Origin of the sequence: Bacillus sp. FDAARGOS_235 (genome assembly GCF_002073415.2) — a bacterium.
Taxonomy (GTDB): domain Bacteria; phylum Bacillota; class Bacilli; order Bacillales; family Bacillaceae_G; genus Bacillus_A; species Bacillus_A toyonensis.
Map to the genome: position 1 here is coordinate 4,530,066 of NZ_CP020437.2, position 26,963 is coordinate 4,557,028.

At 33.8% G+C, this 26,963-nt stretch carries 21 protein-coding genes and 2 pseudogenes; 17 read left to right on the forward strand and 6 right to left on the reverse strand.

What is annotated here, in order from left to right; all coding sequences use genetic code 11:
* Window positions 1-199: 199 nt before the first annotated feature.
* From miaB to mutL, 5 genes are all read left to right on the forward strand, one after another.
* Window positions 200-1,729: a tRNA (N6-isopentenyl adenosine(37)-C2)-methylthiotransferase MiaB gene (miaB, locus tag A6J74_RS25750; RefSeq protein ID WP_001005380.1), complete on the forward strand. Its 1,530-nt coding sequence runs from the start codon at window positions 200-202 to the stop codon at window positions 1,727-1,729.
* 3 nt (window positions 1,730-1,732) lie between these two features.
* Entirely contained in the window at window positions 1,733-2,164 is a 432-nt protein-coding gene (locus A6J74_RS25755; protein ID WP_000870465.1) for a YlbF/YmcA family competence regulator, read from the forward strand.
* Window positions 2,165-2,290: 126 nt separating this feature from the next.
* The gene (cotE, locus tag A6J74_RS25760) at window positions 2,291-2,833 is read left to right on the forward strand and encodes an outer spore coat protein CotE (protein WP_001288802.1); all 543 of its coding nucleotides are present in this window, start codon (window positions 2,291-2,293) and stop codon (window positions 2,831-2,833) included.
* Between the two features lie 326 nt (window positions 2,834-3,159).
* Entirely contained in the window at window positions 3,160-5,832 is a 2,673-nt protein-coding gene (gene mutS, locus A6J74_RS25765) for a DNA mismatch repair protein MutS (protein ID WP_000195987.1), read from the forward strand.
* An 8-nt stretch (window positions 5,833-5,840) separates the two neighbouring features.
* Window positions 5,841-7,784, forward strand: coding sequence for a DNA mismatch repair endonuclease MutL (mutL, locus tag A6J74_RS25770; RefSeq protein WP_000516451.1), 1,944 nt, complete (start codon window positions 5,841-5,843; stop codon window positions 7,782-7,784).
* Window positions 7,785-8,062: 278 nt separating this feature from the next.
* Here mutL and A6J74_RS25775 read toward each other — a convergent pair whose 3' ends face one another.
* Window positions 8,063-8,251, reverse strand: coding sequence for a hypothetical protein (locus tag A6J74_RS25775; protein WP_000461139.1), 189 nt, complete (start codon window positions 8,249-8,251; stop codon window positions 8,063-8,065).
* Window positions 8,252-8,364: 113 nt separating this feature from the next.
* Here A6J74_RS25775 and A6J74_RS30515 point away from each other — a divergent pair.
* Together A6J74_RS30515 and A6J74_RS25780 are read left to right on the forward strand one after the other, a co-directional pair.
* A pseudogene (locus A6J74_RS30515) lies at window positions 8,365-8,502 on the forward strand (IS6 family transposase); the annotation flags it as partial.
* 329 nt (window positions 8,503-8,831) lie between these two features.
* Window positions 8,832-11,615 (forward strand): dynamin family protein, encoded by a 2,784-nt coding sequence (locus tag A6J74_RS25780; protein WP_001217640.1) that lies wholly within the window; start codon window positions 8,832-8,834, stop codon window positions 11,613-11,615.
* A 113-nt stretch (window positions 11,616-11,728) separates the two neighbouring features.
* Here A6J74_RS25780 and A6J74_RS25785 read toward each other — a convergent pair whose 3' ends face one another.
* The 3 genes from A6J74_RS25785 to A6J74_RS25800 form a co-directional block, all read right to left on the reverse strand.
* On the reverse strand, window positions 11,729-13,648 hold the full coding sequence (locus A6J74_RS25785) for an LTA synthase family protein (RefSeq protein WP_000791016.1): 1,920 nt from the start codon (window positions 13,646-13,648) through the stop codon (window positions 11,729-11,731).
* A gap of 456 nt (window positions 13,649-14,104) precedes the next feature.
* Complete coding sequence (locus A6J74_RS25795) at window positions 14,105-15,442, reverse strand: NAD(FAD)-utilizing dehydrogenase (protein ID WP_000272423.1); 1,338 nt, start codon at window positions 15,440-15,442, stop codon at window positions 14,105-14,107.
* Window positions 15,443-15,745: 303 nt separating this feature from the next.
* The gene (locus tag A6J74_RS25800; RefSeq protein ID WP_000771179.1) at window positions 15,746-16,543 is read right to left on the reverse strand and encodes a cell wall hydrolase; all 798 of its coding nucleotides are present in this window, start codon (window positions 16,541-16,543) and stop codon (window positions 15,746-15,748) included.
* A 295-nt stretch (window positions 16,544-16,838) separates the two neighbouring features.
* Between A6J74_RS25800 and A6J74_RS25805 the strand changes: the two genes are divergently transcribed.
* The 10 genes and pseudogenes from A6J74_RS25805 to A6J74_RS25850 all read left to right on the forward strand — a co-directional run bounded on the left by A6J74_RS25805 (window position 16,839) and on the right by A6J74_RS25850 (window position 25,070).
* Window positions 16,839-18,680, forward strand: a complete 1,842-nt coding sequence (locus tag A6J74_RS25805; protein WP_000781569.1) for a S8 family peptidase — start codon at window positions 16,839-16,841, stop codon at window positions 18,678-18,680.
* A gap of 236 nt (window positions 18,681-18,916) precedes the next feature.
* Window positions 18,917-19,903, forward strand: a complete 987-nt coding sequence (locus tag A6J74_RS25810; protein ID WP_001060371.1) for a phosphatidylinositol-specific phospholipase C — start codon at window positions 18,917-18,919, stop codon at window positions 19,901-19,903.
* A gap of 38 nt (window positions 19,904-19,941) precedes the next feature.
* Window positions 19,942-20,052, forward strand: a pseudogene (locus A6J74_RS25815) (GntR family transcriptional regulator); the annotation flags it as partial.
* A gap of 225 nt (window positions 20,053-20,277) precedes the next feature.
* Window positions 20,278-20,469: a hypothetical protein gene (locus A6J74_RS25820; RefSeq protein ID WP_000006467.1), complete on the forward strand. Its 192-nt coding sequence runs from the start codon at window positions 20,278-20,280 to the stop codon at window positions 20,467-20,469.
* A gap of 54 nt (window positions 20,470-20,523) precedes the next feature.
* The gene (gene bshB2, locus A6J74_RS25825) at window positions 20,524-21,204 is read left to right on the forward strand and encodes a bacillithiol biosynthesis deacetylase BshB2 (protein WP_033657348.1); all 681 of its coding nucleotides are present in this window, start codon (window positions 20,524-20,526) and stop codon (window positions 21,202-21,204) included.
* 23 nt (window positions 21,205-21,227) lie between these two features.
* Window positions 21,228-22,001: an alpha/beta fold hydrolase gene (locus tag A6J74_RS25830; RefSeq protein WP_002048821.1), complete on the forward strand. Its 774-nt coding sequence runs from the start codon at window positions 21,228-21,230 to the stop codon at window positions 21,999-22,001.
* 68 nt (window positions 22,002-22,069) lie between these two features.
* On the forward strand, window positions 22,070-23,503 hold the full coding sequence (gene pdxR / locus A6J74_RS25835; protein WP_000454969.1) for a MocR-like pyridoxine biosynthesis transcription factor PdxR: 1,434 nt from the start codon (window positions 22,070-22,072) through the stop codon (window positions 23,501-23,503).
* Between the two features lie 33 nt (window positions 23,504-23,536).
* Window positions 23,537-23,893 (forward strand): CidA/LrgA family holin-like protein, encoded by a 357-nt coding sequence (locus A6J74_RS25840; protein ID WP_000878481.1) that lies wholly within the window; start codon window positions 23,537-23,539, stop codon window positions 23,891-23,893.
* 23 nt (window positions 23,894-23,916) lie between these two features.
* The gene (locus A6J74_RS25845) at window positions 23,917-24,588 is read left to right on the forward strand and encodes an LrgB family protein (RefSeq protein ID WP_000242990.1); all 672 of its coding nucleotides are present in this window, start codon (window positions 23,917-23,919) and stop codon (window positions 24,586-24,588) included.
* Window positions 24,589-24,644: 56 nt separating this feature from the next.
* On the forward strand, window positions 24,645-25,070 hold the full coding sequence (locus tag A6J74_RS25850; protein ID WP_000214609.1) for a YfmQ family protein: 426 nt from the start codon (window positions 24,645-24,647) through the stop codon (window positions 25,068-25,070).
* Between the two features lie 22 nt (window positions 25,071-25,092).
* On the opposite strand, the gene A6J74_RS25855 is transcribed toward A6J74_RS25850, so the two are convergent.
* The gene (locus A6J74_RS25855; protein ID WP_033661972.1) at window positions 25,093-25,494 is read right to left on the reverse strand and encodes a CBO0543 family protein; all 402 of its coding nucleotides are present in this window, start codon (window positions 25,492-25,494) and stop codon (window positions 25,093-25,095) included.
* A complete protein-coding gene (locus A6J74_RS25860; RefSeq protein WP_000376157.1) occupies window positions 25,469-26,647 on the reverse strand; it encodes a DUF2515 domain-containing protein in 1,179 nt (392 codons plus the stop codon). Before A6J74_RS25860 ends, A6J74_RS25855 begins: the two co-directional genes overlap by 26 nt.
* Between the last annotated feature and the right edge of the window lie 316 nt (window positions 26,648-26,963).

A 26,963-nucleotide genomic window follows, 5' to 3' on the forward strand; every position in this document is an offset into this window, starting at 1 on the left:
AGTACAAGATGAAATAATAAAAAGGGAATGTCTATTTGTGTGGGGAAGACTTCATTCTTACGGATGATTAGATCGATTACTCAAGTTTCAAAGGACAAGTTATCTCTCAATCAAGCTATCTAACCATTTTTAAGGTGGGTCTAAGCGCATTAAAATAGACTACAGAGTGTGTATAGTTAAGGGTGAAAGGAGATTACCGATGAACGAGCAACAACGATTAGCAAGTCAACAAGCAAATTCCTCTACGAAAAAAGAAGAGAAAGATTATAGCAAATACTTTGAAAGCGTATATCAACCACCTTCCTTAAAAGATGCCAAAAAGCGTGGAAAAGAAGAAGTTAAAATTGAACGGGATTTTGGCTTACCTGAAGAGTTTCGTAATTTTGGTGCAGGAAGAAAGTTTTATATTCGTACATATGGGTGTCAAATGAATGAGCATGATACGGAAGTAATGGCAGGTATTTTCACAACACTTGGATATGAACCGACATTTTCAACTGAAGATGCAGATGTAGTTTTATTAAACACTTGTGCAATTCGTGAAAACGCTGAAAATAAAGTGTTTGGTGAACTTGGTCATTTAAAATCATTAAAACGTAGAAATCCGGACCTTTTAATTGGTGTATGTGGTTGTATGTCTCAAGAGGAATCTGTTGTAAATAAAATCATGCAAAAAAATCAGCATGTAGATATGGTATTTGGCACGCATAATATTCATAGATTACCGTACATTCTAAAAGATGCAATGTTCTCGAAGGAGACGGTAGTTGAAGTTTGGTCAAAAGAAGGAGACGTAATTGAAAACCTTCCGAAAGTACGTCGTGGCGATATTAAAGCTTGGGTAAATATTATGTATGGCTGTGATAAATTCTGTACATATTGTATTGTACCGTATACACGCGGAAAAGAGCGAAGCAGGCGTCCAGAAGATATTATTCAAGAGATTCGTCATTTAGCTGCGAATGGTTATAAAGAAATTACGCTACTTGGACAGAACGTAAATGCATATGGTAAAGACTTTGAAGATTTAGAATACGGTCTTGGCGATTTAATGGACGAACTTCGTAAAGTTGATATTGCCCGTATTCGTTTTACAACGAGTCATCCACGTGATTTCGATGACCACTTAATTGAAGTGCTTGGAAAAGGTGGAAATCTAGTGGAACATATTCACTTACCAGTTCAATCTGGAAGCACAGATATGTTGAAAATTATGGCACGTAAATATTCACGTGAACATTATTTAGAACTTGTAAGAAAAATTAAAGAAACAATTCCAAGCGCAGTATTAACAACTGATATTATCGTCGGTTTCCCAAATGAAACAGATGAGCAATTTGAAGAAACGATGTCGTTATATCGTGAAGTAGGATTTGATACTGCATTTACATTTATTTATTCCCCGCGAGAAGGTACACCAGCTGCAAAAATGAAAGATAATGTGCCTATGGAAGTAAAGAAAGAACGATTACAACGATTAAACACACTCGTAAATGGGTTGGCAGTTGAAAAGAATAATCGTTATAAAGGTCAAGTTGTAGAAGTGTTAGTTGATGGGGAAAGTAAAAATAATCCGGAAGTACTTGCAGGTTATACTCGTACGAATAAACTTGTAAACTTCGTCGCTTCAAAATCTTTAATTGGTCAGCTTGTGAAAGTAAAAATAACGGAAGCAAAAACTTGGTCTCTTAACGGGGAATTAGTTGAGGAACCGATTGAGGTGAAATAATAGATGAAAGTATATACGAAAGACGAAATTGTAGAGCAAGCGAAAGAATTAGCGAAAATGATTTCTGAAACAGAAGAAGTTGATTTTTTTAAGAAAGCAGAGGCGCAAATTCATAAAAATGAAAATGTAAAGCACGCAATTGATGAAATTAAAGCATTGCAAAAACAAGCAGTTAACTTGCAACATTACGGGAAGTGGGAAGCTTTGAAAAAAGTAGAAGCTGAAATTGACGCACTTCAAGATAAGTTAGACAATATTCCAGTTGTGCAGGAGTTTAAATCTTCACAAACATATGTAAATGACTTACTACAGTTAGTTGCGAGTACCATTTCTAATAATGTTACAGATGAAATATTAGTTTCAACTGGCGGCGATGTACTTAAGGGTGAAACTGGTGCGGCGGTAGAAAGTAAAAAAGGAAATTGTGGTTGTTAAAGAGATGTCATATTGACATCTCTTTTTTTTAGTGGATTAAACGTAAGTTCTTCTCAAAAAAAGAATGACACATTCCGCTATTGTCACGCATATGATTAAGTGAATAGTGATTGAGGAGGGTTACGAATGTCCGAATTTAGAGAGATTATTACAAAAGCAGTGGTTGGAAAAGGACGTAAGTATACAAAGTCAACGCATACATGTGAATCGAATAATGAGCCAACAAGTATTTTAGGGTGCTGGGTAATTAACCACTCGTACGAAGCGAGAAAGAATGGGAAACATGTAGAAATTGAAGGTTTCTATGATGTGAACACTTGGTATTCGTTTGATGGCAATACAAAGACTGAAGTTGTAACAGAACGTGTGAACTACACTGACGAAGTAAGCATTGGTTATCGTGATAAGAACTTCTCTGGTGACGATTTAGAAATTATTGCTCGTGTCATTCAACCGCCAAATTGTTTAGAAGCTCTTGTATCGCCAAATGGGAATAAAATTGTTGTAACTGTAGAACGTGAATTTGTAACAGAAGTAGTTGGGGAAACAAAAATTTGTGTAAGTGTAAATCCTGAAGGTTGTGTAGAATCAGATGAGGATTTCCAAGTCGATGATGATGAGTTTGAAGAATTAGATCCGAACTTTATCGTTGACGCAGAAGAAGAGTAATAGAAAGCTAGGGAGAAGTTCTTCCTAGCTTTTTACTTTACATAAGTGGTGCTGAATGAACATGAATCTTTATGAAATATGTTATAATGAAGAAAGACTCCTGAAATAGGAGAGATGGATGTCCGTGAAGTGTGACATATATAAAGTTCAACTAATAATCAGTGGGGGGCATCCCCACTGATTATTAGTTGAACCAATCGGGCTTTTACGGGCAGTTGATCTCCCACCTAACTTCTTTGTTCCAGCCGATTTTTGAGGTGGGAATCTTACTGCCCGTTAATGCGGGATGAATATAGATTATTATGTAAAAATTATGGAGGAAAGACATGACGCAATATACGCCTATGATACAGCAATACTTAAAGGTTAAGGCAGACTATGAAGATGCCTTTTTATTTTTCCGATTAGGTGATTTTTATGAAATGTTCTTTGAAGATGCGGTTAAAGCAGCTCATGAACTTGAAATTACATTAACGAGCCGAGATGGTGGTAGTAGTGATCGTATACCGATGTGCGGTGTACCGCATCATGCAGCTAAAAATTATATTGAACAACTTGTTGAAAAAGGATATAAAGTAGCTGTTTGTGAGCAAGTGGAAGATCCAAAAACAGCTAAAGGTGTAGTACGTCGTGAAGTAGTACAACTAATTACGCCAGGAACGATGATGGAAGGGCGTACAATAGACGAGAAAGAGAATAACTTTTTAGCAGCATTAACACATTTCGAAGATGGATCTTATGCGCTAGCTTGTAATGACTTAACGACTGGACAAAATACAGTGACGTTGTTAACAGGTTCAGTAGAAGATATTTTATTAGAGGTGTATGCAACTGGTTCGAAAGAAATTGTTGTAGATTCTACATTTTCAAAAGATGAATTAAATAAATTGACTGAAACATTAAAAATGACGATTTCGTATGAAGATGCAACAACGATTCCGGAAGGGTTAGAACATCTTGTGAAAAATGTTTCACAAGCAAAGTTACTTAAAGCGATTGGACGCTTATTTAACTATGTGATAAGAACACAAAAACGTTCATTAGATCATTTGCAACCAGTAGAAATTTATTATACAAATCAATTTATGAAAATTGATGTGCACTCAAAACGTAATTTAGAGTTAACTGAGACTCTTCGTACGAAAGAAAAAACAGGCTCACTATTATGGCTATTAGATAAAACGAAAACAGCTATGGGTGGCCGTATGTTAAAACAGTGGATGGAACGTCCGCTTATTCAGAAAGAGAAAGTGGAAGAACGTTTAGAAATGGTAGAAACATTTGTAAATGATTACTTCTTACGTGAAGATTTAAAAGAAAAGCTAAAAGAAGTATATGATTTAGAGCGTTTAGCAGGGAAAGTTGCATTTGGTAATGTAAATGCACGGGACTTATTACAGTTAAGACGTTCTTTACTTCAAGTACCAGCTATTTTAGAAGCGATTAGTCTTTTAGATAATGCTTATGCAGCAAGGTTAATTCAAGGTGCGGATCCATGTGAGAGCTTAACTGAATTACTAGGAAGAAGTATTCAGGAAAACCCACCACTTTCTATTAAAGATGGAGATATTATTAAAGACGGTTATAATGACAAGCTTGATCAATATCGTTACGTGAGCAAAAATGGGAAAACGTGGATCGCGGAGCTTGAAAAACGAGAGCGTGATATTACAGGGGTTAAATCATTAAAAATTGGATACAACCGTATTTTCGGCTACTACATTGAAGTGACGAAGGCGAATCTTGCAGCGCTTCCAGAAGGGCGCTATGAGCGAAAACAGACGCTTGCTAATGCTGAGCGTTTCATTACAGATGAACTGAAAGAAAAAGAAACGTTAATTTTAGAAGCAGAAGAGAAAATTGTACAACTGGAATATGATTTATTTACAGCACTTCGTGAAGAAGTAAAAGTATTCATTCCGAAATTACAACATTTAGCGAAAGTAATTAGTGAATTAGATGTACTACAAAGCTTTGCGACTGTAAGTGAAGAAGAGCAGTTTGTAAAACCCGTGCTAACAACGAAGCGTGAAATCTTTATTAAAGATGGTCGCCATCCTGTCGTTGAAAAAGTATTGAACGGGAAATTGTATGTACCAAATGATTGTATTATGCCAGAGAAGATGGATGTCTTTTTAATTACAGGACCGAACATGTCTGGTAAAAGTACGTATATGAGACAATTAGCACTTGTTACTGTTATGTCACAAATTGGTTGTTTCGTACCAGCGACAGAAGCGGTATTACCTGTATTCGATCAAATCTTTACGAGAATTGGTGCAGCGGATGATTTAATTTCAGGTCAAAGTACATTTATGGTTGAAATGTTAGAAGCGAAAAATGCGATTGCAAATGCGTCAGAAAGAAGTTTAATTTTATTTGATGAAATTGGACGCGGTACATCAACGTATGATGGTATGGCGCTTGCACAAGCAATCATTGAACATATTCATGACCAAATTGGTGCAAAAACATTATTCTCTACGCATTATCATGAATTAACGGTGCTAGAAGAAAGTTTAGATCAACTGAAAAATGTACATGTTTCAGCTATTGAAGAGAATGGAAAAGTAGTCTTCCTTCATAAAATTCAAGATGGAGCAGCCGATAAAAGTTACGGAATTCACGTTGCGCAACTTGCTGAGCTTCCAGATAGCTTAATCGCTCGTGCAAAAGAAGTGTTAGCGCAACTAGAAGGACAAGAAGAAATTATTATTCCAAAGCGTGTAGAAGTAAAGGTGCAAGAAGTTGTTCCAGAACCTGTAGTTGTAAAAGAAGAACCGGCAGAAATACAAGAAAAGAAAGAAGAGACTGAAGAAGAGTCACAACTATCTTTCTTTGGAGGAGACCAATCTTCAAAAAAACAAGACAAGCCTGTGCTTGATCAAAAAGAAAGCGCAGTACTTGCACAAATTAAAAAAATTGATTTACTAGATATGACGCCTTTAGAAGCGATGAACGAACTGTATCGCTTACAGAAAAAGTTAAAGAAAGGATGAGTAAGTAGATGGGAAAAATTCGCAAACTCGATGATCAACTCTCTAACTTAATTGCGGCAGGGGAAGTAGTAGAGCGCCCTGCCTCAGTCGTAAAAGAACTTGTGGAAAATTCTATCGATGCGAATAGTACATCTATTGAAATCCACTTAGAAGAAGCTGGTTTATCAAAAATTCGCATCATTGATAATGGAGATGGCATTGCCGAAGAAGATTGTATCGTTGCATTTGAACGCCACGCAACGAGCAAAATTAAAGATGAAAACGATCTGTTCCGTATAAGAACGCTCGGATTCCGCGGTGAGGCATTGCCAAGTATTGCCTCAGTTAGTGAATTGGAATTAATCACTAGCACAGGTGATGCGCCGGGTACCCACCTTATCATTAAAGGTGGAGACATTATAAAACAAGAAAAAACAGCGAGCCGAAAAGGAACGGATATTACAGTACAAAACTTATTCTTTAATACACCAGCGCGTCTTAAATATATGAAAACAATTCATACAGAGCTTGGGAATATTACAGATATCGTGTATCGTATTGCAATGTCACATCCAGAAGTATCGTTAAAACTGTTTCATAATGAAAAGAAATTGCTTCATACATCCGGAAATGGTGATGTAAGGCAAGTACTTGCATCAATTTATAGCATTCAAGTTGCCAAAAAGCTTATTCCAATTGAAGCTGAATCTTTAGATTTCACAATTAAAGGGTATGTAACATTACCAGAAGTAACGCGAGCGTCTCGTAACTATATGTCAACGATCGTAAATGGCCGTTACGTGCGAAATTTCGTATTAATGAAAGCAGTTCAGCAAGGATACCATACATTACTGCCAGTTGGACGATATCCAATCGGCTTCTTATCGATTGAAATGGACCCAATGCTTGTTGATGTTAACGTACATCCAGCAAAATTAGAAGTTCGATTTAGTAAAGAACAAGAATTGCTAAAGCTTATCGAAGAAACATTGCAAGCAGCATTTAAAAAAATACAGCTCATTCCAGATGCAGGCGTAACAACGAAGAAAAAAGAAAAAGACGAAAGTGTGCAAGAACAGTTCCAGTTTGAGCATACAAAGCCGAAAGAACCACAGATGCCAAACATCGTTTTACCGACTGACATGGATGAAAAACAAGAAGAACGAACAACTGTGAAACAACCAGCGCAGCTTTGGCAACCGGCGAAGCGAGAATGGCAACCACCACAGTCGCTCGTAAGAGAAGAGCAAAGTTGGCAGCCATCCTCTAAACCGATAATCGAAGAACCGATTCGAGAAGAGAAATCGTGGAACAGTAACGATGACGACTTTGAATTAGAGGAATTGGAAGAAGAGGTCGGGGAAATAAAAGAGATTGAAATGAACGGTAACGATTTACCACCGCTTTATCCAATTGGACAAATGCACGGAACATATATTTTCGCTCAAAATGATAATGGGTTATATATGATTGATCAACATGCCGCACAGGAACGTATTAATTATGAGTACTTCCGTGATAAAGTAGGACGAGTAGCGCAAGAAGTACAAGAACTACTTGTACCGTACCGTATTGACCTATCTCTTACTGAATTTTTACGTGTCGAAGAGCAACTAGAAGAACTTAAAAAAGTCGGCCTATTTTTGGAACAATTCGGCCATCAATCTTTTATTGTTCGCTCGCATCCAACGTGGTTCCCGAAAGGACAAGAAACAGAAATCATTGATGAGATGATGGAGCAAGTTGTCAAACTAAAAAAAGTTGATATTAAAAAGTTGCGTGAAGAAGCAGCCATTATGATGAGCTGTAAAGCATCTATCAAGGCAAATCAATATTTAACGAACGATCAAATATTTGCTTTACTTGAAGAACTTCGTACAACAACAAATCCATACACATGCCCGCACGGGAGACCGATTCTTGTACATCATTCTACTTATGAGTTGGAGAAGATGTTTAAGAGGGTTATGTAGGGATACTAAAATTAGATATTAAAAGGGAGCAACAGTAAATGTTGCTCCCTTTTAATATGTAGAGTTAATTGTTAAACGAAAATAAGGTGGATTGATTTTACAGTTTATTTCTAGACTAAGTAAGCTTTAATTTATCTATGTATAAAAAAGCGCCGTATATCAGCACTTTTTAAAGGTACGTAAATTGTATAATAAAGATTTCTACATTATTAAACATATAACTATGCATGGCCAAATATTGATTCTTATTTGGTTAATTGTTATAAGGATTTATAGGATTATTTGTTTTTATTATTATTATTAATTTTTTCAGTATATAAAACCTGCTCTTTATAATGCTTTTTAATTGGGAAGTTATGTGTACCTGTGCCGTTCTTGAATTTTTTATCAATGGGGTTCTTTAGAGGGACTGTTGTAGTTTCAGTAAATTCATATGGGTAATTTATTTTAGATTTATCTTCAAACATGAAAATGCCTCCTTTTTAGGATTTCCTGAATTCTTTACTATAACATGATATGCATATAGAGTTTTTTTGGACTAGTTATTTATATAGGTTAGAACAATTTAATTACATAACTACTGAAATATTTTAAAGGAAAACAATTTGAGAGAGGTATTGTAATGATAGCCGTTCACTATTATTGTTGTTTAAGTTATCGTGGTGTGTTTGAAATTCTGAAAGGACGTAGCATATTGGTCTATCTAATAACCATTATGTGGTGAGTTTTTTTATTTATCGGTGAAACAAACAATGCATATATATTCGTTATAGATTGTTTTTATAATGTAATATATATAGTTTTCCTGATAATATAATGCGGAATATTATAGTGTTATTAGGTTATTAGGAACACTTAATGTTGTTTCACAACTGAAAGCGAATTGAAAAAGAACTGAAACTTTTCTCATAAAAATTCAATCTTACTTGAAAAATGAAAGGAAAATGAAATTTTCCAAAAGAAATTCTTTGTTAAGATAAAAAGCATACATAAAAAAAGTATTGACATATCTTAAAAGTGTGTTTTCAAGATATAGTGGGGGAAAAGATGAGAATAGAAAAACAATTAATAAAAAAGATGTATTATGAAACATTCCTAATGGAGAATGAAACAAAACCACCTCTTGACGTACTTGGGGAAGTTTATGTAAACGAAGAAAAACATGAAATTTCCGATGGGTCTTATATTCGTTTTGCACAAGGTGAATTTTATTATCACCATCAAGATTTTGAATCAGCTATTTTCAAATGGGAGAAAGTTGGCAACGAACTAGCACCATGGGCACAAAAAAACATTGCGGATGCTTACTTTGAACTAAACCGACTATCAGTTGCTGAAGAGGTTTATACTTCCATTACTACTGATAACAAAATATTGATGACTGAAATTGGACTGCAATTACTTTCTCTTCACATCGAGCAAAATAATTTTGACTCAGCTTTCGCTGTAATTAAAGAGGCGGTTTCTTTAAATCCCAATTATCCGAATGTCACCAAAATTGCCCGTTCTTTTTATGAAGAACAGCAAGATTTTGATAGTGCAGTAGAGCTTGCTGTGAATGAGCTGGTTCGAACAGAATCTTATCCTTGGTTTGAGGTGCTAAAAGGGTATATCGATAAAGGATTTACTAAAAATATTTCACCAGACTATTTTCATGAAGTATTAGTTACATTAAATCATGTAGATCAAGTGCAATTTACACAAATTGTATCATCACTTTGGAACAGTTATAAAAATGAACAAAATTACTTATTATGGCTTAACACAATAAATGAGTTTTTCTTACATATCGAAATACATCCGTCCGATATATGGGACAAAATTTCTTCTCTTTACGAAGAAACGTATTTTGAATTAATTCAAGGCCAATATACGCTTAGACAATTACATGATATCATTCCAAATCTGTTAACAAATTGGTTAAAGGTAGTCAATTCTTCTTATGCTGTATTTCCATCAGCAGCTGTATTGGCATGGGATGAGATTTTCCCTTCCAAAATAGATGCAGCAAATATAAAAAATGCAGAAAACCTACTGTTGTATTCTATTAATCATGTGGATGGCTTAGAGTATGGTTTACATCTTTTTGAATCTATTACACAGTGGGCACAAAAGCATGATATAGAAATGGGTCACCGATTTAGATGGTTAGTTAGCGAACTTGCAGATTTAAGAACAAATCGTATTTTAGTAACGGGCACTTCAGGAAATGGAAAAACTGCATTTATTAACTCTATAGTAGGAGAAAATATATTAGAAAACTCAATTTCAAATGTAGTGGTTTTAAAAAATGATGCTCATACAGAAATTAACGCTATAACAGACTCAGCAATTACAACAACTGAGAATTTCTCTGATTACCATGATATGATGTCTTTACACCACCAAACGTATAGAGATAGAGCGTGTGTTGAATTTAAACTACCATGCAAATTTTTAAGTAAAAATAAACTTACATTTGTAGTTACACCTGGCTTTAATAGAAATAACGATACTAGAGATGAGATATTTGAATATCTGAATTCTGTGGACGAATTATTGTTCGTATTGAATGCGGATTCACCTTTTACTGACAAAGAACGTGACATTCTATTAAGTATTCAAGAACATACACCAAATCTACAAATTCATTTCTTATTAAATAAAATCGATAACATTTACAGTGAAGCAGAAGTAAAAAGAGTTTTACATGATACGCAAGTGAGAATAAACGCGTATTTCCCGCAAGCGAGACTTTTCCCTTACTCTTCGTTATATACAAGTAATCAACAACTAAATGATTTAACTGAGTTTATTCGTTTTAACTTTAACTATAAAAATATCGATGCAGATCGTACTGAAAAGCTATTGTTTTTCATTCGAAAAACAATTACATACCTTTTAGATAAACGCGTTGAGAAGGAAAACAATCTAGTGGATGCTATGAATTGGAATGAAGATATGTTAGTTAAATTAAATGGTAGTATTAATAACCTTACTGCTTTTGAGAGGGAAAAAATTCATATCATTACACAATCGTATCGTACAATGAAAACAGAAATTACGAATGATCTTACTGAACATATTCCGAAGCTACTGCAGAGTTGTTCTGATTTAATCAGTGAAGAAAGCGATTTTGGAAACATTGAAATGGAACTAAATACAGCAATGAACAAAAGAGTACACAAATATTTAGAACAAACTGTATTACCTAACTTTGCTCGTTCTATGCAAAATTGGATTGAAACTTCTAATAATGAGTTACTTCAAAGTCAATCGCACTTAGAAGAACTCAGTGAAGGACTTAATTCTTTATTTGGAGAAAATCGAATACAATTAGAATGTGACTTTAAAGTGCTTGATGACTGGCGCAGAGATACTGATAGAATGACGACTAGAATACAAATGGAAGAAGTAAATATTTTACGCCGATTTACGCCAGCGCAATTTTTACTGAAAAGTGCCGGTAAATTATTTGGGGTTCTTCCAAAGAATAGATCTATGCTATATAACAAATATAAACAGTATATAGAAAATGAAGATTATACAGAAGTAACGGCTTCTATTATGAAGAAATTTTTCTTGCAATTTGAGCTGTTTGAAAATACACAAGAGCGGGATATTAATATGTTCTTTAGAAATCCATTTAACTCCTTGAAACAAGCTGTAGAAAATACGCAGTTAGAAATACAAGAAAAACAAGAGATATTACATAAAATGAAATCAAATCCTGAAGTGTATCATGATTCTATAATGCTCTTTGAATTGAGATTACGTCAATGTGAAGTAATCTTAAATATAGGTGAGTATAATGCCTATACAGATTTAAATTTAGAAACAAGCATAGAATAAACGTAAAACAACTCCAAAAGTGGATTTTGGAGTTGTTTTTTTGTTTATATCCGTTGTTATAAGAAGGGAAAAAGGGAGCAACCGTAATGAGTTGCTCCCTTCGCATATATAGATTATTTTTCAGTTTCTTTAATTTTAGTTTTTACTTCGCCAGTTTTAATTTTATTACTTTCTGAGAAACGTAATAAATCGCCTTCAATAATTTTGTCAGACATACGTAATTCATTTTGTGCACGGTTAATGAGTGCTTGAGCTTCTTTTTTTGGTAAATCTACAATTTCACCTGTTATCCGGTCATAAAAAGTGTTGTTTTTGTATGCATATTTGTCTGTAACGAAGCTACCATCACGTAAAACAACAAATCCCGTATATTCATCTGAAAACATATCGTGACCAAAACGGATATCGTTCGTAGTATCAATCCCTAATAAATTTAGAATAGTAGGTTTCACATCAATTTGTCCAGTAGGCTTTGAAATCGTTTGACCTTTTGTTTGTCCAGGGATATGAATATATAAAGGTGTACGTTGTAAATGTAAAGTATCAAATTCTGTAATTTGATCTTTTTCTAAAAACTGCGCCATTGCGCGGTTATGTTTTTCAGAAATGCCATAATGATCACCGTATAATACAATAATAGAATCATCATAAAGCCCCTCGGCCTTTAAACGCTCAATAAAATTTTTAATGGATTCGTCTAAGTAACGTGATGTTACGATGTAACGATCAAATACGCCATTACCAGAGTTATATGGTTCAATGAATTTTGTGTCTTCATCATACGTAAATGGATAATGGTTTGTTAAAGTAAGGAAACGAGCGTAAAATGGTTGATCAATCGTTTTTAATATATCTACTGATTGATCAAAGTATTCTATATCTTTTAATCCCCAATTTAAATTTGTTTCGGGCGTGATTTTGTAATCAAGTTCATTATAGTAACGATCATAACCAAGAGCTGAGTACATAATGTTACGATTCCAAAATGTTGCGTTATTCGCATGGAATACAGAAGTGAAATAACCTTGTTCACGTAAAATTTCTGGAGTTGCAGTATAATCATTGTTTCCGTGTGTGAAGAATACAGCTCCACGGTTTAATGGATACAACGATGTATCTATTAGAAATTCAGAATCGGATGTTTTTCCTTGTCCAGTTTGGTGGAAAAAGTTATCAAAGTAATAGCTTTCATTTATGAATTCATTCAAGAAAGGTGTAACTTCTTGACCATTGACGGATGCTCCTATTAAAAAGGTTTGCAAGGATTCAAGAGTAACGACAATTACATTTTTTCCTTTCGCTGCGCCAAACATATTAGGATTTGGTTCACTTTGGGTTGCTTTTACGTAGTTTTCAGTTTCTTGTAATTTACTACTATCAGCAAGTGCCTTTTGTGATCCTGCTTTTACTTGCAGCGTTAAATCATATATTTGGTGAGTGTATAGTCCTAAATTTTTGACAAGCATTACTCGGTCGAAGGATCTCGTTAATAATTCAGGGCGTTCTTTTTCTGCAAGATGCAGATTTGCAGAAAATACAGCAATTGTTAAGACGAAATATAGTAAGCGTGTAGAATGTGCTACACGTTCTGTTTTAAAGACCAATGTCTTCTTTTTTAATAAAATAAAGAAGAAAATAATGTCTACGAATGCGAGTATAATTTTGTAGTTCAATATTTCTATAATACTACCGCCTAATTGGCCAAAGTTTGATGTTTGTCCGAGTACTGGTAACGTAACGAAATCACTATAAAAATCATAGAACATTACATTTCCGACAAGTACGATCGTTAATAAGAAATTAATACATAGCGCTATATAATTGCGCTTTTCACCAGTTGCAAATAATGCTAATCCAACAAATGCTAACGATGCAGCGAGAGGACTAATAAACAAAATAAGCTCTTGTGTAGAAGACTCAATTTTTAAATCAAAACTGAATCGCGTAATAAGATATGTTTTTAACCATACTGCTAAAGCAATTATGATAACAAAGCTTATATTTTGCATTTGTAAATTTATTTTATTCTTCATTTTTACACCTTCTTTATAAAATTTATTTAACTAAGGTTATATGTTATATTTTTATAACTATTATAGTAGGGTGAACCATTTAAATGATGTTTTCTAATGGTAATAATTTGCAGTGTTCCTATACATACAATGGGGAATTTAAATGCGAAGCAGAAAAAGTCATATTTGTAGTGAAAGTGACTTATAGACATCCTAACATATTAAACACTATGATGATGTTACAAAATATCGAACAAATGAAAGTGAAAAGGAATAGACGCTTTTTAAACTATTGACATTCAATGAGTTGGAATTTGAATAAAAGGTGAGTTTAAAGTAAACGGTTATATGAAAAACTACATAGAATGTAGTTTTTCATATATTCTGTAAAATCATGCTTCTTTGTAGGATAATCATTTCATTAAGTAAAGTGGTGGTGAAACGTAAAACGTTTGACTAGTAGTGTAATGAAAGAGTTCACATATCAGATAAATATTTTCCAACATATAGACCACTTGCAGCTGCTTGAGATAATGAATGAGTAACACCTGAACAATCTCCAACTAAAAATAGCCCATTCATACTTGTTTCAAAATGGTTATTGATTTTTATCGTAGGGGCATAGAACTTTCCATCTATTCCATATAATAAAGTATCTTTATCGATAGGTTCTTGGATAAAATGTTCTAAGCGTAATAAAAATTCTTTGAGTCCGTCAATATATAATGGAGGAATTTCTTTATGCAAATCTCCATAATCTCCGTGTAGTGTAGGTTGTATACGATTATGTTTCATATCTTTTTCCATTGTAGGTTGTTTCTTTAATAAGTCCTCTAAGCGCTGTATAACAATCCGATCTCGTCCTTGATTAATGCCTTTAATAATTGAGTTTGCATATATATTGGCGTCTTTAAGAGTTGGGAAATAGCGCGGGATAAACAAAGTGAAATTTAAGTTAGGAGTGCCAGTTCCTTGCTCTCGAAAATTTTGACCGTCAGGCATAACTAAACCTTCTTCGTACTTTCGAATAATGCGTCCTTTTGGATTCATACAGTAAGTAGTTGCTGTGAAATTTTCACCTTGATAAGAAAGTTTCGTTTCAAAAGTATCTTTTAATATAGAACGTAATTGATGTTCTTTCATTTCTACTCTAATCCCTAAGTCTACACGTGTTTGTTCCTGAGAAATATTTAGAGAAGTGCACATTTCTTTTAACCAATCTGCCCCAGAGCGCCCCGTTGCAAATACGAGTTGCTTAGATTGAACTGTTCCTTGATTTGTAGTTATATTAAAATGATCTTTCTGTTTCATAATATGCTCTACATCTATATGAAATTGGATATTTATTTTCGTAAGTAAAAATTCATAGAGTTGCTGAAAAATGGTACTGGAAATTGTAGTACCAAGATGCCTTACTTCTGTTGTTAACATTTGTAAACCACAAGTTGCAGCTTTCTTAGTGAGATTTACATTTTCTGTAGAATATTTTGAAACTGAATTTCCACCAAACTGACATAGAATTTCATCTACTTCAGCCATGAGTTGCATAAAACCTTCTTTACCTACTTTTTGTTCGAGTTCTCCTCCAAATCCATTTGTATAATTAAATTTTCCTTCAGACTTTCCTAAGCCACCAAAACCGAAATATTTATCACATATGTTACAGTCACACGTTTTTCCTTGATCTAAAGGACAATTTCGATGTTCTAGCGGTTTACCTTTATCAAGAATTAAAATGTTTTTGTTACTTTTGGCTAATGAATAAGCCATAAAAATGCTACTTACTCCAGCGCCGATAATTGTAACATCATACATATTCTTTCACCTGCTAACGAATAGTTTGTTTACTATTTTCCTAGTGTATAACACTTTTATGAAGTTAAGAAATAGCTTTTATGAATAAAGAAAAAGTTTTTGAACTTTATACTTTTTCAATTTCTCTAAGTGGTGGATGAAGTATAAATGTTTTTATTTGAACGGAGATATCGTTTTAAATAATCACTTTTTCATATGATTCATAAAAGTCTACATATAAAAAGAACGGACCTTTTCAGTAAAAAGGTCTGTTCATCATTTGAAAAAGTTGTTAAGTGCATAAATTAGAAGGGAAGTATAGTTTTATTTAGCGAAGGCATGGTTACCGATTACTGCTACTGTTTGACGTGTCGTAATCCATTTGTCTGTTGATGTTTTTGGGTTGTAGAAATAAAGCCAATCAGAATGTATTCCCTTTGTGGAGATAGCCTCTTCTACAGCCATTTTTGCTTCAGCGCTTGCAGGCTGATTAATTCTTCCATCTGTAACAGGAGTAAATGCATATCCGTATTTAATAGGTTCATAAATAACGCCTGTTATTGTATTTGGAAACCCTTTTGCATTTACTCGATTTAGGATAACTTTTGCTACAGCTACTTTTCCTTTATATGATTCGCCACCAGCTTCAGCGGTAACTAAGCGTGCCATTAAGTCTTTTTCTTTTTCGGAAATACTGGAATTAATTTTCAAATGTTGCCCTGTATAAAGTTTGTTACCGATTGTGTTGTTAATTTGTTTTATAGATTGAACGGTTACGTTGTAGCGCTTTGCTATCGTTTCTAATGAATCTCCCGGTTGTACTTGGTAAATAATTTGTCCAGAAGTGTTCGTAGTTTTTTCGTTTTGATGAACTGTAACCTCATTTGATTTCATAGATCCTGGAATATGTAACTGTTCTCCAATAAAAGCTTGATCGTTTCCTTTATTATTCGCTTGTTTAATGGCTTGTATGGAAACTCCATATTGTTTACTAATGCCCCAAAGTGTATCATTCTTTTTTACTGTATGAATGGTGGAAGCTTCAGCTGTACTTTGATTACATACGAATGTAAGTGCTACTGCAGATAAAGGAATTATATGTTTTAGTTTTAATAATTTCATTGTAAATCCTCCTAATAAAGTAAGGTATAACTGTTGCATAATGTAATTCAGAATATGGGAATATAAATATTTTAATGTAAGTATATTAGCACATATAAAATAAATAATCATTATAAGTTTTTTATTTACATCCATATAGGATTCAAATATGAAATATTGCATATGAAAATACATTGAAGTTCATATTGCTGCTTACTATAATCTATTTAGTAGAAAGGTAATATGTTATAGAAATAAAATCATTATAGATTAATATAATGATTATTAATTATTATGAATTAGGAGGATTTATGTAATGAAAATGTTTCAAAGAGTAGGTGTTTCAGCTGTGATCGTCTCAACATTTTTAGGAATAGGGGACAGTGTTAATATTGTAACTGCTGATTCTATAGAACAGCAGAGTAAATTAGGGATAGAACAAGAAACAGATAAACAAATCATTGTAAAATTCAGTGCAGATTTGAAATTACCATATGAAGATGGTATTGAAAAACAGATACAATCTGAAACGAACGATAAAGTATTAGAAGATTTTTTGGCGGAATATTCAGACGTAACATTTACTCGTCTATTCACATCTGTAAGTCCGGAAGAAATACAAAATCTTGAAGTGAAAGCACCTAATAATGTATCTACAAGCCTATTAAACTACTATATTCTTCAAACCAAAAATGATGGGCGTGAAGAAACACTAGTAGATAAGTTAAAAGCATCTTCTTTAATAGAAGATATGTATATGAAGAAACAAGAAAAAATAATACCGCCTGAAGTGAAACAATTAAGTGTATCTCTTACTCCTAATAATAATCCTAGATTTAATAAACAAGGTTATCTTGAAGCAGCACCATACGGTATTAATGCACCCTTCGCCTGGGGCGTTCAAGGCGGTAATGGAAATGATGTAACCTTTGTTGATATGGAATATGGTTGGTTATTAAATCATGAGGATTTAGTACATCGAAATATTGAATTGATGTCTGGAAGAAATATAGATCAACATGTCGGTCATGGGACGTCTGTACTAGGAATTGTATCATCTGAAGATAATGAAGTAGGGAATATTGGGATTGCACCAAAAGCGAAAGCAAAAGTGATTTCTCAAATAAGAGATAACGGACAGTATAATACAGCTGATGCAATATTAAGTGCTGTAAATCATTTAGAAGCTGGGGATGTTTTATTATTAGAGGCACAAGCTTCTTTTGATGGATATGGTGATAAATATTTACCTGTTGAAGTACAACCAGATATCTTTGATGCAATTCGTGCGGGTACAGATAAGGGTGTTGTAATTATAGAGGCTGGAGCAAATGGTTGGAATGATTTAGATCAATTTAAAGATAGAAATGGTAAACAAGTTTTAAATCGTAATAGTAAAGATTTTAAAGATTCGGGTGCAATTATGGTAGGAGCGGGTTCTTCATCTTTCCCTCATGAACGTATGTGGTTTTCGAATTATGGAAGCCGTATTGATGTGTATGGCTGGGGAGAAAACGTAGATACAACTACAGCTGAGCAAAGTAGAAGTGCTGTAAATCTTTATACATCCAGCTTTAGTGGCACGTCTAGTGCTTCGCCTATTATTGCTGGAGCAGCGACTTTAGTACAAAGTATTGCTAAAGAAAATGTAGGACAACCATATAGACCAAGTGAATTGAGAACGATATTAAGTAACCATAACACTGGAACGAAGTCTAAAGATCCATATTCAGATAAAATTGGTGTTTTACCGGATTTGAAGTCTATCCTAGTAAATTTAGGGTATGAACGAAGAGAACTAAACGGTGGGAATGAGTTACAAGTAACAGAAAATGAACCAAATAATGAACCTAAACAGGCAAATAAAATTAACTTTCATACACCAATGAAAGGGACACTACATAATCGTGATAACGTAGATGTATTTACTTTCCAAATTGACTCGCCAGAAACTATTAATATCTCTCTACTAAATGAAAAAAATATTGGAATGACATGGGTACTTCATCATGAATCGGATGTAAATAACTATGTAGCATATGGTGAAAATGAAGGAAATGTAGTTAAAGGAACCTATAATGCAAAGCCAGGTAAATATTATTTATATGTCTATAAGTATGAGAATAAAGATGGTTCATATGTATTAAATATAAAATAATCGAAAGGAACTTCAGATGAAGTTCCTTTCGATTATTTTAATTCAGGATACGTGAATGTTTTTTTACTTTATCTCGCAATTTGTCGGCAGTAAGAATTCCACCTCGTATTCGTCCGATTAGTTAAACGTTACTTCTATGCAATATTTCATATTTATGAAATGTCATTTATTTTTTACTCACCAGATTATATTATATTCAATAAGTTTGATGTGAAACAGAAAAGGGAGGAATAATAATGAACAATAAGAAGTTTATTTTGAAGTTATTCATATGTAGTATGGTACTTAGCGCCTTTGTATTTGCTTTCAATGATAAGAAAACCGTTGCAGCTAGCTCTATTAATGAGCTTGAAAATTGGTCTAGATGGATGAAACCTATAAATGATGACATACCGTTAGCACGAATTTCAATTCCAGGAACACATGATAGTGGAACGTTCAAGTTGCAAAATCCGATAAAGCAAGTGTGGGGAATGACGCAAGAATATGATTTTCGTTATCAAATGGATCATGGAGCTAGAATTTTTGATATAAGAGGGCGTTTAACAGATGATAATACGATAGTTCTTCATCATGGGCCATTATATCTTTATGTAACACTGCACGAATTTATAAACGAAGCGAAACAATTTTTAAAAGATAATCCAAGTGAAACGATTATTATGTCTTTAAAAAAAGAGTATGAGGATATGAAAGGGGCGGAAAGCTCATTTAGTAGTACGTTTGAGAAAAATTATTTTCGTGATCCAATCTTTTTAAAAACAGAAGGGAATATAAAGCTTGGAGATGCTCGTGGGAAAATTGTATTACTAAAACGATATAGTGGTAGTAATGAATCTGGGGGATATAATAATTCCTATTGGCCAGACAATGAGACGTTTACCTCAACTATAAATCAAAATGTAAATGTCACAGTACAAGATAAATATAAAGTGAGTTATGATGAGAAAGTAAACGCTATTAAAGATACATTAAATGAAACGATTAACAATAGTGAAGATGTTAATCATCTATATATTAATTTTACAAGCTTGTCTTCTGGTGGTACAGCATGGAATAGTCCATATTATTATGCGTCCTACATAAATCCTGAAATTGCAAATTATATGAAGCAAAAGAATCCTACGAGAGTGGGCTGGATAATACAAGATTATATAAATGAAAAATGGTCACCATTACTTTATCAAGAAGTTATAAGAGCGAATAAGTCACTTGTAAAATAGTAAATATGGTCATAGTAAGAAGCGGTGAAATACGTCGCTTCTTAATTGAAAAGACAGTTTTTCTTGTAAATGGAACAATTTTCGAGCTATCGCAATCAATGTTTCATTATGAAAAGACGAAACTTTTAAATCGAATTCATTTCAAGTGAAAAATGAATACAAATAACCTTTTGAAAAAGCGACTGATCTAGGTGATTAGTTGCTTTTTATTTTAAAGTGGATGAGCAAAAAAACATAAAAGTGGTTGGTCCGTTTTTTACAAACATCCATTATGATAAGAGAAGAAAGGTAGTATTTTTTTGATGCTTTAAAGAGGAAGTTTTTTATTGAAGTTCTTAATTAAAATAGACTAGCCTTAGAGAGGTGAAAATACAATGAGTTTTGCAATTTCACTAGTAGTTATTATTGTAATTGTATCGCTGTTTGGGACCGTACTAGTTGCACGAAATGTGGAGGAGAATTACGGCAAGTCTACAAAGAGAAATGTGAAAAACTTATCGACTATCTATATTATCCTTCTTTTCGTTCTACTTGTTGGGGTAACGTGGTATGCGGTAGTGATTTAATAACTTTTTAAAGGAACACATTCATATTGTGTATGATGGAGGAGTAGTACTTTGATAAAAAATGAGCGCCACGTTTTAATTGTTTTTCCGCATCCAGATGATGAATCATATTGCGTGGCTGGAACAATTTTAGCTTATGCTCAGCAGAATGTTCCTCTTACGTATGTTTGTTTAACGCTTGGCGAAATGGGGAGAGCGATGGGAAACCCTCCTTTTGCAACACGTGAATCATTATATGCTATAAGAGAGAAAGAACTAAAGAGCGCAACTAATATTTTAGGGATTAAAGATTTACGTATGATGGGATATCGTGATAAGACGCTTGAATTTGAAACTCCTGGAGAATTAAGAAGTGTAATACAAAATTGTGTGGAAGAATTGAATCCTTCGTTAGTCATTTCTTTTTATCCGGGATATGCAGTTCATCCAGATCATAATGCAACAGGAGAAGCAGTAGCCAGGGCGTTAGCTAATATTCCGGAAAATAAGAGGCCAACATTTTATGCTGTAGCTTTTTCAAATAATCATGAAGCAGAAATAGGGCCACCAAGTTTTAAAAATGGAGTAAAAGAATATGTTCCAAAAAAGTTGGACGCATTGCAAGCACATGCATCACAATTTGCGACTAAGGTAGCGGAACTGAAAAGAGAGTATGAAGATGGTGTTCCGGAAACAGTCGAGTGGTTAGAGAGAGAACCGTTTTGGATATACCCGTTCAAAGATAAAAATAAGTGATGCTATAGCTGAAGGTGATGAATATGTATTTTGAATATAAGAATCGAAAGGTTTTTTATAATATAGAAGGATCGGGTCCCGTCATATTGTTTTTACACGGTCTTGGAGGAAACGCAAATAATTGGTTATATCAAAGGCGATATTTCAAGGGGAATTGGACAGTGATTTCAATAGATTTACCTGGGCATGGGAAATCTGAAGGACTAGAAATTAACTTTAAAGAATACGCAAATGTTTTGTATGAGTTATGCAATTATTTAAAGCTACAAAAAGTAGTCATTTGTGGTCTTTCAAAAGGGGCTAGAGTAGGAATTGATTTTGCTATACAATATCCAAGCTTTGTTTCTAGCTTAATTGTTGTAAATGCATTTCCTTATTTGGAACTAAAGGATCGTAAAGAGCGACTTGAAGTATATGATTTACTTAGCTTACAGGATAACGGAAAAACATGGGCGGATACATTATTGAAGGCGATGGGAGTAGCAGATAATGAAGGGATTGTCCGGGGATTTTATCAATCTTTACAGTCTATTAACCCATTGCATATTCAAAGATTATTTGCTGAATTAGTTGATTATGATCAGAGACCGTTTCTTGCAAATGTTTCATGTCCTGTTTTAATAATAAGAGGGGGAAATGATGATTTTGTCCCTGAGAAATATGTAAGAGAGTTTGAAATACATTTAAAAAATACGACTTTCATTGAGTTTGAAAATAGTGGACATTTACCTTATTTAGAGCAGCCAACTAGCTTTAATATGACGGTAGAAACATTTTTAAATCATGCGCTTAATTAATACGATTGTTACAGTAAATACTGTTATTAATGAGTAAAGGATAGTTCGTTTTGAGAGGAGGGAACTAGATGGAATGGAAACCAAATCGTGCAGATAAGACACCCGTATATAAACAAATTGCTGATTATATTGAAAGGGGTATTTCTTCAGGTGAATTTCCTTCTGATAGCAAGTTACCTTCTGAGCGTATGCTAGCAAAGGAATTACAAGTGAACCGGAGCACAATAGTAGCTGCATATGAAGAGTTAAAATCACTTGGAGTAGTAGAACGGCAAAAAGGAAGCGGAACTCGGGTGAATACAGACATATGGGGTGTGTCACATAAACGAATACCGAACTGGGGGAGGTACGTTGAGGATGGATCGTTCTTACCTAACGTACCACTTGTTCAACAAATTCGAACGGAAACACAAAAAGATGACTTAATTAATTTAGCGAGTGGAGAATTGTCACCAGAATTAATTCCGAGCGATAGATTTCGAACGATTTTGTCGGAGAAAACATTTATGGAAAACCTCGGTTATGACCATCCACTTGGAAATGAGATGTTGAGAAAAACAATTGCAGTACATGTTCAGCAATACAAACAAATTGAATCAGAATCAAGCTCGATTCTGATTACATCTGGAGCACAACAGGCACTTAATCTTATCGTTCAATGCTTATTAAAACCGGGCGATGCCATTGCAATTGAAGATCCTTCGTATTGTTTCTCGCTTCCCATGTTTAAATCGGCCGGTTTAAATATATTCCATTTACCTGTTGATGAGCATGGAATGAATCCAGATGACTTAATCGATTTGCACAAAAAGCATCGTATTCGTATGGTGTTTTTGAATCCGGATTATCAAAATCCGACGGGCACTGTGCTTTCGTTAGCGAGGCGTAAAAAGATTTTAGAACTGTCTTCTGAATTCGGTATACCGATTGTAGAGGATGATCCATATAGTTTAACTTCTTTTAATGGAGAAGTGAATCCAACATTAAAATCAATGGATCAGAATGGGAATGTTCTTTATATAAGTTCATTATCAAAAATTGTTGCGTCAGGATTACGTATTGGCTGGGTAATTGGTCCTACGCGCGTAATAGAACGTTTAGCAGATGCGAAGCAACAAGTTGATTTTGGTCATAGTGTATTTACACAGTGGGTAGCAAATCAATTTTTAGAATCAGAAGATTTTCATACGCATATTACAATGCTTCGTGGACAATTGAAACAAAGAAGAGATGAGTTAATTAGAAAGCTTGAAGAAATATTAGGGGACCGCGTTGAATTTTTTGTTCCAGAGGGTGGAATACATGTATGGTGCAAAGTACAAGGAACGTTTGATGAATATCATTTATTAGGTGAATCTATACGGAATGGTGTAGCATTTGTCCCTGGAAGTGTTTTAGGTTCTAAAAGTGAATATATTCGTTTTACTTTTGGGAGAGTAAATGTAGAACAAATCCAACTTGGAATTACGAGGTTTGCGGAAACGCTAAACGAAATTTCATAATAGTGATGCGTAATATTGGAATGAGGGGAAGAAATGAAGTATGTGACGCTTTTACTTCAAGTAGGCGTGCTATATGTGTTTAGCTTAGCTGGTACGTGGATTCAGGGAATATTCCATCTATCGATGCCAGGAAGTTTAATAGGAATGTTAATGCTGTTTCTACTCCTTTCTACTCGTATTTTTCCATTAAAGTGGTTTGAGTTAGGGGCAGAAAAGTTAATCGTATTTTTACCGTTATTTTTAATTCCTTCGACAACAGGATTAATGGAATATGGATCTTTTCTTTTAAGTAAAGGAAGTATTATATTCCTTTTAGTTGTTGCAAGTACGGTAGTAACATTGATTGTTTCAGGGTATGTAAGTCAATTATTAGTAACATTCAAAAAATAAAATCGACAAGGTGCACGATTCAAATGGTCTTAATACTTATTACTGTAGTCATATATTTATTTGCGACAAAGCTGTATAAAAAATATACGTTTCCATTTATGTTACCAGTATTAACAGTTACAGCAACTATGATTTGCTTATTTCTGATGTTTGGCATTTCTCATCATGAGTATAAGGAAAATGGTGGGGACGTTCTTTCAGGCTTTTTGAGTCCTGCAATTGTAGCGTTAGCCATACCTCTATTTAAAGAACGAAAGATACTTATGAAAAACTTTTTATCGATACTTATTGGCGTATTGATAGGTATAGTGGCTTTAACGAGTATGAATGTAGTGATTGGTGGGATTTTGAATATAGATAAGGAATTTATACTAACAACTCTTCCGCAATTAGCGACAATGCCAATTGCCATTTCATTAGCGGATCAAATTGGTGGTATTCCAACTATGACTTCTAGTTTTGTAGTTGTTGCAGGAATAACAGGTGCTATTATCGGACCGACAGTACTTAAGTTTTTCCGGATAACAAGTACGATTGGAAAAGGAGTGGGGATGGGTTGCGCATCACATATTATCGGTGTGAGTCGACTCGTGAAGGAAGGCGAGAAAGAAGCGACTATCGGTTCAGTAACGATGATTGTAACAGGAATACTCATTAGTATATTAATACCTTATGGAACGAAATTTATATTTTAAAAGTTGTAATAAGAAGTATAATGCTACTTATTTTAAAATGTATGGAGATGATAAAAGTGACAACATGGTTTATAGTTACATTATTTATTTTTGGTGCCATTAAAGTTCTAGTTTCTAGTATGCCAACTTCTGTTGTAGAATCCATTATTAGTAGATTTGAATTACATCAAAAACTTGATGAAGAACATACGACTGTATCGCTAGATGGAAAGAATATAGAGGGCGAAATGAAACTGCAAGTTATAAATGATTTTAACGAGGCTTTATTTTTAGATAAACATTATTTTCCGCCACAAGGTGAAGGCACGCCGATAATCATTGAAACGAAAAAAGGAAAAAGAGTAATTACGTTATCGATATATAGTTATGAAGAACATGTTGATGTAATAAGGCAATATAAGAAGAAAGTTGTTGCCTATCGTTTACGTTCTAAAAGTCTTCAAACGTTTGCACCATTAGCAGTAACTGAAGAGTATGCTTAAGAAGAGACCTATAATGGTCTCTTTATTTTTGTATCCAATTATATACTTTCCAAATAAAAGAAAGGAACACCATATAACCAAATAAAGAATATGTATGGTTCCAGTCTGCACTATGTATAAATAAACCTAAACCTTCAGCAACTTGTTCAAAAATGCTAGCACAAATACCTATGGAAATAATAAATATAGTTCTAGAAACGGCAGATAATGTTTTTGAAATTTGTATGAAAATGATTGTTAAAATCGGTAGTACAAACAACGTAAAGCCAATGTTAACTGAAAATATGGATGGGAAGGGCCTAACTGGAAAGAAATATATGTGCTTATGGACAAAGAAAGCATCTAAGTAAGTTCCGATAATTGAAGAGAGTAAGATTGTAACTGTTAATGCTAGAAAATTATTCTTCTTCTCGAAGGAGGACATTTTTCTTTGCGAGAATTGCCAGTTCAATTTTTTCGAGTGTTTTGCAGTAGTCTTCTGTAATTTTTCCATTCATATTTTCCTCCTTATCCACTAAGTAATTTACAACTTGCCAGTCCGTAAACCAATCTTCACTTTCAACTTCTTCATGCTTCATATCTCGCCATGCATAGATGAGTGCAGGGCTGTATATACGATATGCGCCACTACGCAACTGGCATTTCTTTATTCGGCGTTTATAAAACTCACGGGAAAAAGATTCATTTACACTTGAAAATAAATGAGGCCAGTAATCTTTCCTTGAGCCTGTATGTGGATGATGCTCGGCCCAATATATGATTTGAGATAAAATATGTGTATCTCGAAATAATAATGAATACAACCTTTTTCCAATTAAGATTCGTTCATGCAAGGAAGTAAAATGTTTCATTGTATCGCCAATTAATAAAGTTTTTTGATTTGTATTATTTTCGTAGAAAGGGAAAAGGATATGATTAAACTGAAAGAAATCAAAGAGTTTAAATCCGATACTATTGAGTACGGTCTTTTGAAAGTGTGCATTTTGAATCACTCTTTTTTCTAAGTAGTTTTGCTCATTAATAATAGTTGCGATTGTTAATGTTTTTTTGTTCCCAGTTTTCCAAAAATCGTTCCACATCGTTTCCATAAATGTAGAAACATTTAGGTGAGGGAGAAGATGAAATAGCTTTTTTGCTTTTTTAACACTTTGTTCATAAAGTAAAAATTGAGGATATACATCTTGAAAAATGAGCCAATTCCCTCTTTCTAAAAAAGAAAAAAATGTAATTTGATCTTTCTCTGATAAAAGTTTCGTATATAAGTCTCCTTTTAAATCAGTCATATTCCAACCACCGTTACGTGATACCATATGTCCAAGTAGTGCCCAATGTATTTCTGGATATCGAATGTAAAATTGGTAGTACGCGCGTGTTCTCGTAACATTATTTTTATTTAGTTGTTCTGTCTGTATTTTTATATTGTTGATGATGAATTGCTCTTCTTTCGTTAATGTATACATGGTGTCAGAATGAATGAGTTTGCTTTTTTGTTTCAATTCATTTTTTACATCAAATAGGGAGAGAGGCAGTGCTTTGGAAGGTCCGTTATATGTATGATTTGAATTGCTTCGGTCCATTCCGTTACCTCCCTTTTTCATAAGTTTAAACGTGATTATTGGCTATGAATCATTCTATTTATCCCGCTATTTGCCGGGCAGTAAGATCCCCACCTCAAAATTCAGCGGAAGCAAAGAAGTTCAGTGGAGGTCGGGCTGTCCCCCCACTAAATAAAGTTTCACTTTATTTTATTACGAGTATAAGAAATAAATGAGCGGTGTTTTTTACAAGGAATTTATTTATCATGCAAATAGTATAAAAAATCTTACCGTTATGAAGCGAAATAAAAAACAGAAACTATGCTTAATAGTTTCTGTTTTTTTATTTTGTCAATTT

What these genes read in the sequence shown, in the direction of transcription:
- miaB (WP_001005380.1), top strand. Translation starts at nt 200, where the DNA reads ATGAACGAGCAACAACGATTAGCAAGTCAACAAGCAAATTCCTCTACG.
- A6J74_RS25755 (WP_000870465.1), top strand. Translation starts at nt 1,733, where the DNA reads ATGAAAGTATATACGAAAGACGAAATTGTAGAGCAAGCGAAAGAATTA.
- cotE (WP_001288802.1), top strand. Translation starts at nt 2,291, where the DNA reads ATGTCCGAATTTAGAGAGATTATTACAAAAGCAGTGGTTGGAAAAGGA.
- mutS (WP_000195987.1), top strand. Translation starts at nt 3,160, where the DNA reads ATGACGCAATATACGCCTATGATACAGCAATACTTAAAGGTTAAGGCA.
- mutL (WP_000516451.1), top strand. Translation starts at nt 5,841, where the DNA reads ATGGGAAAAATTCGCAAACTCGATGATCAACTCTCTAACTTAATTGCG.
- A6J74_RS25775 (WP_000461139.1), bottom strand. Translation starts at nt 8,251, where the DNA reads ATGTTTGAAGATAAATCTAAAATAAATTACCCATATGAATTTACTGAA.
- A6J74_RS25780 (WP_001217640.1), top strand. Translation starts at nt 8,832, where the DNA reads ATGAGAATAGAAAAACAATTAATAAAAAAGATGTATTATGAAACATTC.
- A6J74_RS25785 (WP_000791016.1), bottom strand. Translation starts at nt 13,648, where the DNA reads ATGAAGAATAAAATAAATTTACAAATGCAAAATATAAGCTTTGTTATC.
- A6J74_RS25795 (WP_000272423.1), bottom strand. Translation starts at nt 15,442, where the DNA reads ATGTATGATGTTACAATTATCGGCGCTGGAGTAAGTAGCATTTTTATG.
- A6J74_RS25800 (WP_000771179.1), bottom strand. Translation starts at nt 16,543, where the DNA reads ATGAAATTATTAAAACTAAAACATATAATTCCTTTATCTGCAGTAGCA.
- A6J74_RS25805 (WP_000781569.1), top strand. Translation starts at nt 16,839, where the DNA reads ATGAAAATGTTTCAAAGAGTAGGTGTTTCAGCTGTGATCGTCTCAACA.
- A6J74_RS25810 (WP_001060371.1), top strand. Translation starts at nt 18,917, where the DNA reads ATGAACAATAAGAAGTTTATTTTGAAGTTATTCATATGTAGTATGGTA.
- A6J74_RS25820 (WP_000006467.1), top strand. Translation starts at nt 20,278, where the DNA reads ATGAGTTTTGCAATTTCACTAGTAGTTATTATTGTAATTGTATCGCTG.
- A6J74_RS25830 (WP_002048821.1), top strand. Translation starts at nt 21,228, where the DNA reads ATGTATTTTGAATATAAGAATCGAAAGGTTTTTTATAATATAGAAGGA.
- pdxR (WP_000454969.1), top strand. Translation starts at nt 22,070, where the DNA reads ATGGAATGGAAACCAAATCGTGCAGATAAGACACCCGTATATAAACAA.
- A6J74_RS25840 (WP_000878481.1), top strand. Translation starts at nt 23,537, where the DNA reads ATGAAGTATGTGACGCTTTTACTTCAAGTAGGCGTGCTATATGTGTTT.
- A6J74_RS25845 (WP_000242990.1), top strand. Translation starts at nt 23,917, where the DNA reads ATGGTCTTAATACTTATTACTGTAGTCATATATTTATTTGCGACAAAG.
- A6J74_RS25855 (WP_033661972.1), bottom strand. Translation starts at nt 25,494, where the DNA reads ATGTCCTCCTTCGAGAAGAAGAATAATTTTCTAGCATTAACAGTTACA.
- A6J74_RS25860 (WP_000376157.1), bottom strand. Translation starts at nt 26,647, where the DNA reads ATGGACCGAAGCAATTCAAATCATACATATAACGGACCTTCCAAAGCA.